Source organism: Rhizobiales bacterium NRL2, from assembly GCA_001664005.1.
GTDB lineage: Bacteria > Pseudomonadota > Alphaproteobacteria > Minwuiales > Minwuiaceae > Minwuia.
In genome coordinates this window covers 4,649,026-4,661,544 of sequence record CP016093.1, presented here as the reverse complement: position 1 = coordinate 4,661,544, position 12,519 = coordinate 4,649,026, and the positions used below count along the sequence as shown (strand labels likewise).

Annotated in this window: 22 protein-coding genes; all 22 read left to right on the top strand. The window is 66.2% G+C overall.

The features are described 5' to 3' along the window. The first annotated feature begins 148 nt into the window (after nucleotides 1–148). The 22 genes from TEF_21850 (at nucleotide 149) to TEF_21745 (ending at nucleotide 12,515) form a co-directional block, all read left to right on the top strand. Complete coding sequence (locus tag TEF_21850) at nucleotides 149–520, top strand: 30S ribosomal protein S12 (GenBank protein ANK83148.1); 372 nt, start codon at nucleotides 149–151, stop codon at nucleotides 518–520. A 17-nt stretch (nucleotides 521–537) separates the two neighbouring features. Continuing rightward, on the top strand, nucleotides 538–1,008 hold the full coding sequence (locus TEF_21845) for a 30S ribosomal protein S7 (protein ANK83147.1): 471 nt from the start codon (nucleotides 538–540) through the stop codon (nucleotides 1,006–1,008). Between the two features lie 22 nt (nucleotides 1,009–1,030). Beyond that, nucleotides 1,031–3,109: a translation elongation factor G gene (locus tag TEF_21840; protein ANK83146.1), complete on the top strand. Its 2,079-nt coding sequence runs from the start codon at nucleotides 1,031–1,033 to the stop codon at nucleotides 3,107–3,109. 59 nt (nucleotides 3,110–3,168) lie between these two features. Further along, on the top strand, nucleotides 3,169–4,356 hold the full coding sequence (locus TEF_21835) for a translation elongation factor Tu (GenBank protein ANK83145.1): 1,188 nt from the start codon (nucleotides 3,169–3,171) through the stop codon (nucleotides 4,354–4,356). A 68-nt stretch (nucleotides 4,357–4,424) separates the two neighbouring features. Continuing rightward, nucleotides 4,425–4,733: a 30S ribosomal protein S10 gene (locus TEF_21830; protein ID ANK83144.1), complete on the top strand. Its 309-nt coding sequence runs from the start codon at nucleotides 4,425–4,427 to the stop codon at nucleotides 4,731–4,733. Nucleotides 4,734–4,748: 15 nt separating this feature from the next. Beyond that, nucleotides 4,749–5,534 carry a 50S ribosomal protein L3 gene (locus TEF_21825; protein ANK83666.1) on the top strand — a complete coding sequence of 262 codons (786 nt, stop codon included), beginning with the start codon at nucleotides 4,749–4,751 and terminating at the stop codon, nucleotides 5,532–5,534. 2 nt (nucleotides 5,535–5,536) lie between these two features. Beyond that, entirely contained in the window at nucleotides 5,537–6,157 is a 621-nt protein-coding gene (locus TEF_21820; protein ID ANK83143.1) for a 50S ribosomal protein L4, read from the top strand. Continuing rightward, entirely contained in the window at nucleotides 6,154–6,447 is a 294-nt protein-coding gene (locus TEF_21815) for a 50S ribosomal protein L23 (GenBank protein ID ANK83142.1), read from the top strand. The genes TEF_21820 and TEF_21815 overlap by 4 nt, the downstream gene beginning before the upstream one ends. Before the next feature lie 4 nt (nucleotides 6,448–6,451). Continuing rightward, nucleotides 6,452–7,279, top strand: a complete 828-nt coding sequence (locus tag TEF_21810; GenBank protein ANK83141.1) for a 50S ribosomal protein L2 — start codon at nucleotides 6,452–6,454, stop codon at nucleotides 7,277–7,279. A gap of 52 nt (nucleotides 7,280–7,331) precedes the next feature. Next, a complete protein-coding gene (locus TEF_21805) occupies nucleotides 7,332–7,610 on the top strand; it encodes a 30S ribosomal protein S19 (protein ID ANK83140.1) in 279 nt (92 codons plus the stop codon). A 4-nt stretch (nucleotides 7,611–7,614) separates the two neighbouring features. Then, nucleotides 7,615–7,995 (top strand): 50S ribosomal protein L22, encoded by a 381-nt coding sequence (locus TEF_21800; protein ANK83139.1) that lies wholly within the window; start codon nucleotides 7,615–7,617, stop codon nucleotides 7,993–7,995. Further along, nucleotides 7,995–8,687: a 30S ribosomal protein S3 gene (locus TEF_21795; GenBank protein ID ANK83138.1), complete on the top strand. Its 693-nt coding sequence runs from the start codon at nucleotides 7,995–7,997 to the stop codon at nucleotides 8,685–8,687. Before TEF_21800 ends, TEF_21795 begins: the two co-directional genes overlap by 1 nt. A 25-nt stretch (nucleotides 8,688–8,712) precedes the next feature. After that, entirely contained in the window at nucleotides 8,713–9,132 is a 420-nt protein-coding gene (locus TEF_21790; GenBank protein ID ANK83137.1) for a 50S ribosomal protein L16, read from the top strand. A 1-nt stretch (nucleotide 9,133) separates the two neighbouring features. After that, entirely contained in the window at nucleotides 9,134–9,328 is a 195-nt protein-coding gene (locus TEF_21785) for a 50S ribosomal protein L29 (protein ANK83136.1), read from the top strand. A gap of 4 nt (nucleotides 9,329–9,332) precedes the next feature. Then, nucleotides 9,333–9,584, top strand: a complete 252-nt coding sequence (locus TEF_21780; GenBank protein ANK83135.1) for a 30S ribosomal protein S17 — start codon at nucleotides 9,333–9,335, stop codon at nucleotides 9,582–9,584. 37 nt (nucleotides 9,585–9,621) lie between these two features. Continuing rightward, nucleotides 9,622–9,990 carry a 50S ribosomal protein L14 gene (locus tag TEF_21775; protein ID ANK83134.1) on the top strand — a complete coding sequence of 123 codons (369 nt, stop codon included), beginning with the start codon at nucleotides 9,622–9,624 and terminating at the stop codon, nucleotides 9,988–9,990. Nucleotides 9,991–9,992: 2 nt separating this feature from the next. Further along, on the top strand, nucleotides 9,993–10,316 hold the full coding sequence (locus TEF_21770; GenBank protein ID ANK83133.1) for a 50S ribosomal protein L24: 324 nt from the start codon (nucleotides 9,993–9,995) through the stop codon (nucleotides 10,314–10,316). A gap of 11 nt (nucleotides 10,317–10,327) precedes the next feature. After that, the gene (locus TEF_21765; protein ID ANK83132.1) at nucleotides 10,328–10,885 is read left to right on the top strand and encodes a 50S ribosomal protein L5; all 558 of its coding nucleotides are present in this window, start codon (nucleotides 10,328–10,330) and stop codon (nucleotides 10,883–10,885) included. Beyond that, complete coding sequence (locus TEF_21760; protein ANK83131.1) at nucleotides 10,885–11,190, top strand: 30S ribosomal protein S14; 306 nt, start codon at nucleotides 10,885–10,887, stop codon at nucleotides 11,188–11,190. Before TEF_21765 ends, TEF_21760 begins: the two co-directional genes overlap by 1 nt. A 10-nt stretch (nucleotides 11,191–11,200) precedes the next feature. After that, the gene (locus TEF_21755; GenBank protein ID ANK83130.1) at nucleotides 11,201–11,599 is read left to right on the top strand and encodes a 30S ribosomal protein S8; all 399 of its coding nucleotides are present in this window, start codon (nucleotides 11,201–11,203) and stop codon (nucleotides 11,597–11,599) included. Nucleotides 11,600–11,601: 2 nt separating this feature from the next. Continuing rightward, complete coding sequence (locus TEF_21750; GenBank protein ANK83129.1) at nucleotides 11,602–12,135, top strand: 50S ribosomal protein L6; 534 nt, start codon at nucleotides 11,602–11,604, stop codon at nucleotides 12,133–12,135. An 11-nt stretch (nucleotides 12,136–12,146) separates the two neighbouring features. After that, the gene (locus TEF_21745; protein ID ANK83128.1) at nucleotides 12,147–12,515 is read left to right on the top strand and encodes a 50S ribosomal protein L18; all 369 of its coding nucleotides are present in this window, start codon (nucleotides 12,147–12,149) and stop codon (nucleotides 12,513–12,515) included. Nucleotides 12,516–12,519 lie beyond the last annotated feature (4 nt).

The window sequence follows — 12,519 nt, the reverse complement described above, 5'->3', positions numbered from 1 at the left end:
CAGGCCGTCGGGACAGGGAACATCGGCGGGCCGGCTCACGGCTCGCTTCGTCTTTGTCCGGTGCTTGGAAGAACGCTACCCACGTTTCGCAACAATCACGTACCGGGGTGTGCCCCGGCAGATTTCGTTTGGAGAAGGCTCGGACACCATGCCGACGATTAACCAGTTGATCCGCAAGCCGCGCAAGGCGCCGATCGAGCGCAACAAGGTGCCGGCGATGGAGGCGTGCCCCCAGAAGCGCGGCGTCTGCACGCGCGTCTACACCACGACGCCGAAGAAGCCGAACTCGGCGCTGCGCAAGGTCGCGCGCGTTCGGCTGACGAACGGCTTCGAAGTCACGAGCTATATCCCGGGCGAGGGGCACAACCTCCAGGAGCACTCGGTGGTGCTGATCCGCGGCGGCCGCGTCAAGGACCTGCCCGGCGTGCGCTACCACATCCTGCGCGGCGTGCTCGACACCCAGGGCGTCAAGGACCGTCGCCAGCGCCGTTCGAAATACGGCGTCAAACGGCCGAAGTGATCGGAGAGAATTAGATCATGTCACGTCGTCACGCAGCCGAGAAGCGCGAGATCCTGCCCGACCCCATTCACGGGGACGTGGTGGTGTCGAAGTTCATGAACAATCTGATGTACCACGGCAAGAAGTCCGCCGCGGAGCGCATCGTCTACAACGCGTTCGAACAGGTCGAGCGCAAGATCGGCCGCAACCCGGTCGACATCTTCCACGAGGCGCTGAGCAATGCGCGTCCCCATCTGGAGGTCCGCTCCCGCCGCGTCGGCGGCGCCACCTACCAGGTGCCGGTCGACGTCCGCCCCGAGCGCGCCCAGGCGCTGGCCATCCGCTGGCTGATCGACGCGGCGCGCAAGCGTTCCGAGAACACCATGATGGAACGTCTGGCCGGCGAACTGATGGACGCCGCCTCCAGCCGCGGCGGCGCCGTCAAGAAGCGCGAAGACACCCATCGTATGGCGGAGGCCAACAAGGCCTTCTCGCATTACCGCTGGTAAGGCCGGAGCAGGAGTTCAGGACATGTCCCGCCAGACGCCTCTCAACCGCTATCGCAATATCGGCATCATGGCCCACATCGATGCCGGCAAGACGACCACGACCGAGCGGATCCTCTATTACACCGGCCGCTCCCACAAGATCGGCGAGGTCCATGACGGCGCCGCCACGATGGACTGGATGGAGCAGGAGCAGGAGCGGGGCATCACCATCACCTCGGCCGCGACGACCTGTTTCTGGCGCGACCACCGCATCAACATCATCGACACGCCCGGCCATGTGGACTTCACCATCGAGGTGGAGCGTTCCCTGCGCGTGCTCGACGGCGCCGTCGCCGTCTACGACGCGGTCGCCGGCGTGGAGCCGCAGACCGAGACCGTCTGGCGTCAGGCCGACAAGTACCGCGTGCCGCGCATGTGCTTCGTCAACAAGATGGACCGCATGGGCGCCGACTTCTTCCGCTGCGTGGAGATGATGGTCGACCGCCTGGGCTGCCTGCCGATCCCGCTGCAGCTGCCGATCGGCATGGAATCCGACTTCGTCGGCGTGGTCGACCTGGTCGAGATGCGCGCGATCGTCTGGAAGGAAGAGACGCTGGGCGCCGAGTTCGAGTACCGCGAGATTCCGGCGGATCTGGCCGACCAGGCCGCGGAGTACCGCCTGAAGCTGGTCGAGGCGGCCGTGGAGCTCGACGAGGCGGTCATGGAGGCCTATCTCGATGGCGAGGAGCCGGACGCCGACACGCTGCGCCGGCTGATCCGCAAGGCCACCCTGACCAACGCCTTCGTGCCCGTGCTGCTGGGCACCGCGTTCAAGAACAAGGGCGTGCAGCCCCTGCTGGACGCCGTGGTCGACTACATGCCGGCCCCCACCGACGTCGAGGCCATCCAGGGCCACAAGGTCGATGAGCCGGAGACCGAGATGGTCCGCCGTTCGTCCGACGACGAGCCCTTCTCGGCGCTGGCCTTCAAGATCATGTCGGACCCCTTCGTCGGTTCGCTGACCTTCTGCCGCATCTATTCCGGCCAGGTCGAGAGCGGCCAGTCGATCATGAACTCCGTCAAGGGCAAGCGCGAGCGCATCGGCCGCATGCTGATGATGCACGCCAACGACCGCGAGGACGTCAAGGTCGCCATGGCCGGCGACATAATCGCCATCGCCGGACTGAAGGACACCACCACGGGCGACACGCTCTGCGATCCGCTCAAGCCGGTGGTCCTGGAAGCCATGGAATTCCCCGATCCGGTCATCGAGATCGCGGTGGAGCCGAAGACCAAGGCCGACCACGAGAAGATGTCGATCGCGCTCGGCCGGCTGGCGCAGGAGGATCCGTCCTTCCGCGTGACTACCGACCAGGAGACCGGCCAGACGGTCATCAAGGGCATGGGCGAGCTTCACCTCGACATCATCGTCGACCGCATGAAGCGCGAGTTCAAGGTCGAGGCCAATGTCGGCGCCCCGCAGGTGGCCTACCGCGAGACGCTGACCCGAGACACCGAGATCGACTACACCCACAAGAAGCAGACCGGCGGTTCCGGCCAGTTCGCGCGGGTGAAGCTGATCCTGGGTCCCGGCGAGCCGGGCTCCGGCTTCACCTTCGAAAGCAAGATCGTCGGCGGTTCGGTGCCGCGGGAGTACATCCCGGGCGTCGAGAAGGGCCTGCGCTCGGTCATCGACGCCGGCGTGCTGGCCGGTTTCCCGCTGATCGACGTGCGTGCGGAGCTGATCGACGGCGCCAGCCACGACGTCGACTCCTCGGTCCTGGCCTTCGAGATCGCCGCCCGGGCGGCGTTCCGCGAGGCGGCGCCGAAGGCGGGCGCCAAGCTGCTGGAGCCGATGATGAAGGTCGAGGCCGTGACGCCGGAGGAATTCGTGGGCGACGTCATGGGCGATCTGAACAGCCGCCGCGGCCAGGTGCAGGGCTCCGAGCCGCGCGGCAACGCGACGGTCATCAGCGCCATGGTGCCGCTGGCCAACATGTTCGGCTACGTGAACACGCTGCGCTCCATGACCCAGGGACGGGCGCAGTTCACCATGCAGTTCGATCACTATGAGCAGGTGCCCCAGAGCATTTCCGACGAAGTCATCGCCAAGCTGGCGTGACCGCGCGGATCGGGCATCACTGAAGAGACACGACAAAGCCGAGAGCCGGAGAAGAGAAGATGGCCAAGGAGAAGTTTGAGCGTAACAAGCCGCACTGCAACGTTGGCACGATTGGCCATGTTGACCACGGCAAGACGACGCTGACGGCGGCGATCACGATGACGCTTGCGGAGTATGGCGGGGCGGTTAAGTCGTACGCGGACATCGACAACGCGCCGGAGGAGAAGGCGCGCGGCATCACGATCTCGACGGCGCATGTGGAGTACGAGACGGAGAACCGTCACTACGCGCATGTCGACTGCCCGGGTCACGCCGACTACGTGAAGAACATGATCACGGGCGCGGCGCAGATGGACGGCGCGATCCTGGTGGTTTCGGCGGCTGACGGTCCGATGCCGCAGACGCGCGAGCACATCCTGCTGGCGCGCCAGGTCGGCGTTCCGGCGCTGGTGGTGTTCATGAACAAGGTCGACCAGGTCGACGACGAGGAGCTGCTGGAGCTGGTGGAGCTTGAGATCCGCGAGCTGCTGTCTTCGTACGATTTCCCCGGCGACGACATTCCGATCATCCGCGGCTCGGCCCTTGCCGCGGTCGAGGGGACGAACGACGAGATCGGCAAGAAGGCGATCCTGGAGCTGATGAAGGCGGTGGACGACTACGTGCCGCAGCCGGAGCGCCCGAAGGACCAGCCGTTCCTGATGCCGATCGAGGATGTGTTCTCGATCTCGGGCCGCGGCACGGTGGTGACGGGGCGCGTTGAGCGCGGCGTCGTCAAGGTGGGCGAGGAGGTCGAGATCGTCGGCATCCGCGACACCAAGAAGACGACGTGCACGGGCGTGGAGATGTTCCGCAAGCTGCTGGATCAGGGCGAGGCGGGCGACAACATCGGCGCGCTGCTGCGCGGCGTGGCCCGCGACGACGTGGAGCGCGGTCAGGTTCTGGCGAAGCCGGGCTCGATCACGCCGCACACGAAGTTCAAGGCGGAGGCCTATATCCTGACGAAGGAGGAGGGCGGCCGCCACACGCCGTTCTTCGGCAACTACCGGCCGCAGTTCTATTTCCGGACGACGGACGTCACGGGCGTGATCGAGCTGCCGGAGGGGACGGAGATGGTGATGCCGGGCGACAACGTCGCCATGACGGTGCAGCTGATCAACCCGATCGCGATGGACGAGGGCCTGCGCTTCGCCATCCGCGAGGGCGGCCGTACCGTCGGCGCCGGCGTCGTCGCGTCCATCATAGAGTAGGCACACGAATACCTGGCCGCCGCCGGGCCTTTTCGACGGCGGCCGGTTTTACTTAAGGGAAGCGCGACATGGACAGTCAGAATATCCGGATCAGGCTGAAGGCCTTCGATCATCGGGTACTTGACCAGTCGACGAGCGAGATCGTGAACACCGCCAAGCGCACGGGCGCCCAGGTGCGTGGGCCGATCCCGCTGCCGACGCGGATCGAGAAGTTCACGGTGCTGCGTTCGCCGCATATCGACAAGAAGTCGCGCGAACAGTTCGAGATCCGGACCCACAAGCGGTTGCTGGACATCGTCGAACCGACGCCCCAGACGGTGGACGCGCTGATGAAGCTCGACCTCGCCGCGGGCGTCGACGTTGAGATCAAGCTCTAGGTCGGGATGAGTTCCATGCGAACCGGACTAATTGCACGCAAGCTTGGCATGACCCGCGTCTTCGGCGCGGGCGGCGAGCATCTGCCGGTGACGGTGCTGCAGATCGACGGCTGTCAGGTCGTCGCGCACCGCACGGCGGAGACCGACGGCTATACCGCGCTGCAACTGGGCGCGGGCAAGGCCAAGGTGAAGAACGTCAACAAGCCCATGCGCGGCCACTACGCCAAGGCCGAGGTGGAGCCGAAGATGAAGCTGGCCGAGTTCCGCGTCGACGCCGACGCGCTGGTCGACGTGGGGGCCGAGCTGCTGCCCTCGCACTTCGTCCCCGGTCAGAAGGTCGACGTTGTCGGCACCTCGATCGGCAAGGGCTTCGCGGGCGCCATGAAGCGCCACAACTTCGCCGGCCTGCGCGCCAGCCACGGCGTTTCGGTCTCGCACCGCAGCCACGGTTCCACCGGCCAGTGCCAGGATCCGGGCCGGGTGTTCAAGGGCAAGAAGATGGCCGGCCACATGGGCGACGCGCGGGTCACGGTGCAGAACCTGAAGGTGGTCCGCGCCGACGACGAGCGCGGCATCGTCCTGGTCGAGGGCGGGGTGCCGGGCGCCAAGGGCGCCTGGGTGCTGCTGCGCGACGCGGTCAAGCGGGCCCTGCCCGAGGAGGCGCCGTTCCCGGCGTCCGTCCGTGCGGCCGCGGCCGCGCCGGCGGAAGCCCCTGCGGAAGAGCCGGCGGAAGCCGAAGCCGAGGCCTCGAGCGAGGCGCCGGCCGAGGCGCAGGGCGCCGAGAGCAAGGAGGAGAAGTGACCATGCAGGCCAAGGTCATCAACCTCGAGAACGGCGAGGCCGGCGAGATCGAACTCGACGACGGCATTTTCGGCCTCGAGCCCCGCGCCGACATCCTGCACCGCATGGTGAACTACCAGCTCGCCAAGCGGCGCGCCGGCACTCACAAGGTCAAGGGCCGCCACGAAGTTGCGCGCACCGGCGCCAAGCCCTTCAAGCAGAAGGGCACGGGCCGCGCCCGCCAGGGTTCGTGGAAGGCCCCGAACCACCGCGGCGGCGGCGTCGCCCACGGCCCGGTGGTGCGCAGCCACGCCCATGATCTGCCCAAGAAGGTCCGGCGCTTGGCCATGCTGCATGCGCTGTCGTCCAAGCGCGCCGACGACAAGCTGATCATCGTCGACACGGCGTCGCTGGACGAAGCCAAGACCAAGGGCCTGGCGGCGAAGCTGAAGGGCCTCGGCCTGAGCTCGGCGCTTATCGTGGACGGCATGGAGCCGAACGAGAACTTCGTCCGCGCGGCCAGGAACATCCCGATGATCGACGTGCTGCCCAGCCAGGGCGCGAATGTCTACGACATCCTGCGCCGCGAGCACCTGGTGCTGACGCGGGCGGCGGTCGAAGCGCTGGAGGCGCGTCTCAAATGAGCCTTGAACGCTATTACGACATCATCGAGAGCCCGGTGATCACCGAGAAGTCGACCCTGTTGTCGGAGCACAACCAGGTGGTCTTCCGGGTTGCGAAGGACGCCACCAAGCCCGAGATCAAGGCGGCGGTGGAGACCCTGTTCAAGGTGGAGGTCTCGGCCGTCAACACCATGATCGTGAAGGGCAAGACCAAGCGCTTCCGCGGGCGGCCCGGCCGCCGGCCGGACGTCAAGAAGGCCATCGTCACCCTGGCGGAAGGCCACTCCATCGATGTGACCACGGGACTCTGAAGCCATGGCGCTCAAGACGTACAATCCGACGACGCCGTCCCAGCGGGGCCTGGTTTCGGTCGACCGTTCGGCCCTGCACAAGGGCGGTCCGGTCAAGAGCCTGACCGAAGGCCTGACGAAGAAGGGCGGACGCAACAACACCGGCCGGATCACCGCGCGCCGGATCGGCGGCGGCCACAAGCGGCGGTACCGCATGGTGGACTTCCGGCGGCGCAAGTTCGACATGCCGGCGACGGTGACGCGGCTGGAATACGATCCGAACCGGACGGCGTTCATCGCGCTGATCGAGTACCAGGACGGCGAGCTGAGCTATATCCTGGCGCCGCAGCGTCTGGCCGTCGGCGACCGCGTGCTCTCCGGCGAGCGCTGCGACATCAAGCCGGGCAACGCGATGCCCCTGCGCAACATGCCGGTCGGCACCATCATCCACAATGTGGAGATGAAGCCGGGCAAGGGCGGCCAGATGGCCCGCTCCGCCGGGGCCTACGCGCAGCTGATCGGCAAGGATGCGGGCTATGCCCAGCTCCGTCTGTCCTCGGGCGAACAGCGCATGGTGCGCGGCGAGTGCATGGCCACCGTCGGCGCCGTGAGCAACCCCGACCAGGCCAACACGAAGCTGGGCAAGGCCGGCCGCAAGCGCTGGATCGGCAAGCGGCCCGCCGTGCGCGGCGTGGCCATGAACCCGGTCGACCATCCGCATGGCGGCGGCGAAGGCCGTACCTCGGGCGGCCGTCATCCGGTGACCCCGTGGGGCAAGCCGACCAAGGGTGCGCGCACACGGCGCAACAAGGCCGGCGACAAGTGGATCATGCGCAGCCGCCACAAGCGGTAGCGCGAATTGACGAGAGGCCGGTGGGCCTCGGAAACGAAGGGAAGAGCGGACCGTGGCACGTTCAGTTTGGAAAGGACCGTTCGTCGACGGCTTTCTGTTGAAGAAGGCCGAGGCGGCGCGGGAGTCGGGGCGCAAGGACGTGATCAAGATCTGGTCCCGGCGCTCGACGATTCTGCCGCAGTTCGTCGGTCTGACGTTCGGCGTCTATAACGGCCAGAAGCACATTCCGGTGCTGGTGTCGGAGGAAATGGTCGGTCACAAGTTCGGCGAGTTCGCGCCGACCAGGACCTATTACGGCCATACCGCCGACAAGAAGGCCAAGAGGAGATAGTCGGATGGGCAAGCAAGCAAGAGAACGGACGCTCGCCGACAACGAGGCCCGGGCCATCGGGCGCAACCTGCGCATTAGCCCGCAGAAGCTCAATCTGGTCGCCCAGATCATCCGCGGCCGCAAGGTCGAGGACGCGCTGGTCCAGCTGAGCTTCAACAAGCGCCGGATCTCGCTGGACGTGAAGAAGGTGCTGCAGAGCGCCATCGCCAATGCGGAGAACAATCACCAGCTCGATCCCGATCTGCTGGTGGTCAAGGAAGCCCATGTCGGCAAGGGCCTGGTGATGAAGCGCTTTCAGGCGCGCGCCAGGGGCCGCGCCGGGCGGATCGTGAAGCCGTTCAGCCATCTGACGGTCGTGGTCGCCGAAGTCGAGGAGGCGAACTGATGGGTCACAAGGTCAATCCGATCGGGCTCCGGCTCGGCATCAACCGCACCTGGGACTCGCGCTGGTTCGCGGACGACAAGGTCTATTCCGACCTGCTGCACGAGGATCTCAGGATCCGCGATCACCTGTTCAAGCGCCTGTCGGGCGCCGGCGTGTCGCGGGTCGTCATCGAGCGGCCGGCCAAGAAGGCGCGCGTGACCATCCATTCGGCGCGGCCGGGGGTGGTCATCGGCAAGAAGGGCCACGACATCGAGAAGCTGCGCCGGGATCTCTCGGCCATGACGTCCTCGGAAGTCGCGGTGAACATCGTCGAGATCCGCAAGCCCGAGGTCGACGCCAGGTTGGTGGCCGAGAACATCGCCCAGCAGCTGGAGCGCCGCGTGGCCTTCCGGCGCGCCATGAAGCGTGCGGTCCAGAATGCCATGCGCCTGGGCGCACTGGGCATCCGGATCAACTGCGGGGGCCGTCTGGGCGGCGCGGAGATCGCCCGCACCGAGTGGTACCGCGAGGGCCGCGTGCCGCTGCACACGCTGCGCGCCGACATCGACTACGGCACCGCGACGGCGAAGACCGCCTACGGCGCGATCGGCGTCAAGGTCTGGGTCTTCAAGGGCGAGATCATGGCGCACGACCCGATGGCGCAGGACAAGCGTCTGCAGGAGCAGCAGAGCTCCGGCGGCCGTTCCTCGTGACGAACTGTTGAGTTGAGGCGGGAAAATGCTGCAACCGAAACGGACGAAATTCCGCAAGGCCCACAAGGGACGCATCCATGGCGTCGCCAAGGGCGGCACGACGCTGAACTTCGGCGCCTATGGCCTGAAGGCCCAGGAGCCGGAGCGGGTCACCGCGCGTCAGATCGAGGCCGCGCGGCGCGCCATCACGCGCCATATCAAGCGCGCGGGCCGCGTCTGGATCCGCATCTTCCCGGACGTGCCGGTTTCGAAGAAGCCGACCGAGGTCCGCATGGGCAAGGGCAAGGGCTCGCCGGAATACTGGGTAGCCCGGGTCAAGCCGGGGCGGATCATGTTCGAGCTGGACGGCGTCCCGCACGAGCTGGCCAAGGAAGCCTTCGAGCGCGCGGCCGCGAAGCTGCCGATGAAGGTCAAGATGGTCAGCCGGTATCCGGAGGGCAATTGAGATGGACGTGCAGGATATCCGCGCCAAGTCCGAAGACGAACTGAAGGAAAGCCTGACCGACCTGAAGAAGGAGCAGTTCAACCTGCGCTTTCAGCGGGTCACCGGCCAGGTCGAGAACACGGCCCGCATTCGCCAGGTGCGCCGCGAGATCGCGCGCATCAAGACGGTCATGGGCGAGCGGACGAAGGGAGCCTGAGAAGATGCCGAAGCGCGTCATGCAGGGCGTCGCGGTCAGCGACGCCAATGACAAGACGGTGGTCATTCGTGTGGAGCGGCGGGTGAGCCATCCGCTCTACAAGAAGATCATTCGCCACAGCAAGAAGATCCACGCCCACGACCCCGAGAACAGCTGCAAGGTCGGGGACACGGTGCGGGTCATCGAATGCGCCCCCTACTCCAAGCTGAAGCGCTGGGAAGTGGTGGCGACGAACGTGAGCAACGAGGCCGGCTGATTTCGGTCGGTCTTTGTGAAGGGACAGGAGTGGTCCGATGATTCAGATGCAAACCAACCTGGACGTCGCCGACAATTCGGGCGCACGCCGGGTGCAGTGCATCAAGGTGCTGGGCGGCTCGAAGCGCAAGGTGGCCGGCGTGGGCGACATCATCGTCGTCTCCGTCAAGGAGGCCATCCCGCGCGGGCGCGTCAAGAAGGGCGACGTGATGCGCGCGGTGATCGTGCGTACGGCCAAGGAAGTGCGCCGCGGCGACGGCACGGCGATCCGCTTCGACCGCAATGCGGCGGTGCTGATCAACAAGCAGAACGAGCCGATCGGCACGCGCATCTTCGGTCCCGTGACCCGCGAGCTGCGCGGCAAGGGCTACATGAAGATCATCTCGCTGGCGCCGGAGGTTCTGTAACCATGGCCGAGAAGTTCAGGATCAGGAAAGGCGACAAGGTCGTCGTGCTGGCCGGCCGCGACAAGGGCCGCAAGGGCGAGGTGTTGCGCGTGATCCGCGACGAGCGCCGCGTCGTGGTCTCCGGCGTGAACATGATCAAGCGTCATCAGCGTCCCGGCGCGGGCAATCCCGGCGGGATCATCGAGCGCGAGGCGCCGATCCACATTTCCAATGTCGCCCACGAGGATCCGAAGGACGGCGCGCCCACGCGCGTCGGCTTCAAGGTGCTCGAGGATGGCCGCAAGGTGCGCGTCGCCAAGCGGTCCGGCGAAGTGATCGACGTCTGAGGAGGAGCAGGATGGCTCAGCCAAGACTGAAAGAACATTACACCAGCCAGGTCGTTCCCCAGATGACGGAACGGTTCGGCTACCAGAACGTCATGCAGCTGCCGAAGCTCGAGAAGATCGTGGTCAATATCGGCGTCGGCGAAGGGGTCAGCGATTCCAAGAAGGTGCAGGCCGCCGCCGCGGAACTGGCCCGGATCACGGGCCAGAGGCCGGTGATCACCAAGGCACGCAAGTCGGTGGCGACCTTCAAGCTGCGCGAGGGCATGCCGGTGGGCGTGAAGGTCACGCTGCGCGCCAGCCGCATGTACGAGTTCCTGGACCGGCTGATCACCATCGCGCTGCCGCGCGTGCGGGACTTCCGGGGCGTGAACCCCAACAGCTTCGACGGCCACGGCAACTACGCCATGGGCCTGAAGGAACAGATCGTCTTTCCGGAGCTCAACTACGACGAGGTCGACGACATCCGGGGCATGGACATCATCATCTGCACGACGGCGCGGACCGACGACGAGGCGCGGGAGCTTCTCGCCGGGTTCAACATGCCGTTCCGCAAGCCGGGGAGCGAATAATGGCCAAGGTCAGCTCTATCGAGAAGGACAAGCAGCGCCGCCAGCTGGTGAAGAAGTACGCCGCCAAGCGCGCCGAGCTGAAGGCGATCGCGAAGGATCCTTCGCGTCCGCAGGAAGAGCGCTTCGCCGCCCGTCTGAAGCTGGCGGAACTGCCGCGCAACAGCTCCAAGACGCGCCTGCGCAACCGCTGCGCGATCACCGGCCGGTCCCGCGGTTATTACCGCAAGCTGGGCCTGTCGCGCATCGCGCTGCGTGAACTCGGCTCCCAGGGATTGATCCCGGGCCTCGTCAAGTCGAGCTGGTAAGGATAGAGACATGTCGTTTTCTGATCCCATCGGAGATATGTTGACCCGTATCCGGAACGGCCAGATGGCGCGCAAGACCGCCGTCCGGGCGCCGGCCTCGAAGTTCCGCGCGGGCGTGCTCGACGTGCTGAAGCGCGAAGGCTACATCCGCGATTTCCGTCTGGAAGACGGCGATCGGGGCTTTCCGGAACTGGTCATCGAACTCAAGTATTTCGAGGGCACGCCCGTGATCTCGAAGATCCGCCGCGTCTCGAAGCCGGGCCGGCGCGTCTATTCCAAGATCGCCGACCTGGGCAAGGTCGCCAATGGCCTGGGCATCTCGGTCCTTTCGACCCCGCGGGGCGTGCTCTCCGACGAGGAAGCCCGCGCCGAGAATGTCGGCGGCGAAGTACTCTGCGAGGTGTTCTGATCATGTCGCGTATCGGCAAGAACCCCGTCCCGGTTCCCAGCGGCGTCGACGTCAAGCTGGACGGCCGGGACATCACCGTGAAGGGCAAGCTGGGCCAGCTCAGCATGCGCTTCGTCCCGGAGGTCGAGGTGAGCTTCGACGAAGGCAGGATCACGGTCCGGCCCAAGGACGAGAGCCAGAAGTCCCGCATGATGTGGGGCATGCAGCGCACCCTGGCGGCCAATCTGGTCCACGGCGTCTCGGAAGGTTTTCACCGCGATCTGGAGATCACCGGCACCGGCTACCGCGCGCAGGTCCAAGGCAACAAGCTCAACCTGCAGCTCGGTTTCAGCCACGACGTGGTCTATGACATCCCGGACGGCATCGACATCAAGTGCGAGAAGCCGACCTCGATCCGCGTTTCCGGCATCGACAAGCAGCAGGTCGGCCAGGTGGCCGCCGAGATCCGCGGCTGGCGTCCGCCGGAGCCCTACAAGGGCAAGGGCGTGCGCTATGCGGACGAATACGTCGTCCGCAAGGAAGGCAAGAAGAAGTAAGGGCAGCGGCTATGGCTTATTACAAGCGCAAGACAGGGGCGGATCGGCGTCGCGAACGCGTCCGCGCCAAGCTACGCCGGGTTGCCGGCGATCGGCTGCGGCTGTCCATCCACCGCAGTTCCAAGCATATCTACGCCCAGATCATCGACGATCGGGGCGGCCGCACGGTGGCTGCGGCGGGCACCGTCGAGAAGGGCCTTGTCGGCGACATCAAGTCGACCATGTCCGTGGCGGCGGCCGAGGCGGTCGGCAAGGCGCTCGCCGAGCGTGCCGGCGAGGCCGGCGTGAAGGCGGTCGTCTTCGACCGGGGCGGGCTGAAATATCATGGCCGCGTGAAGGCGCTGGCGGACGCCGCCCGTGAGGGCGGCCTGGAATTCTAAGGGG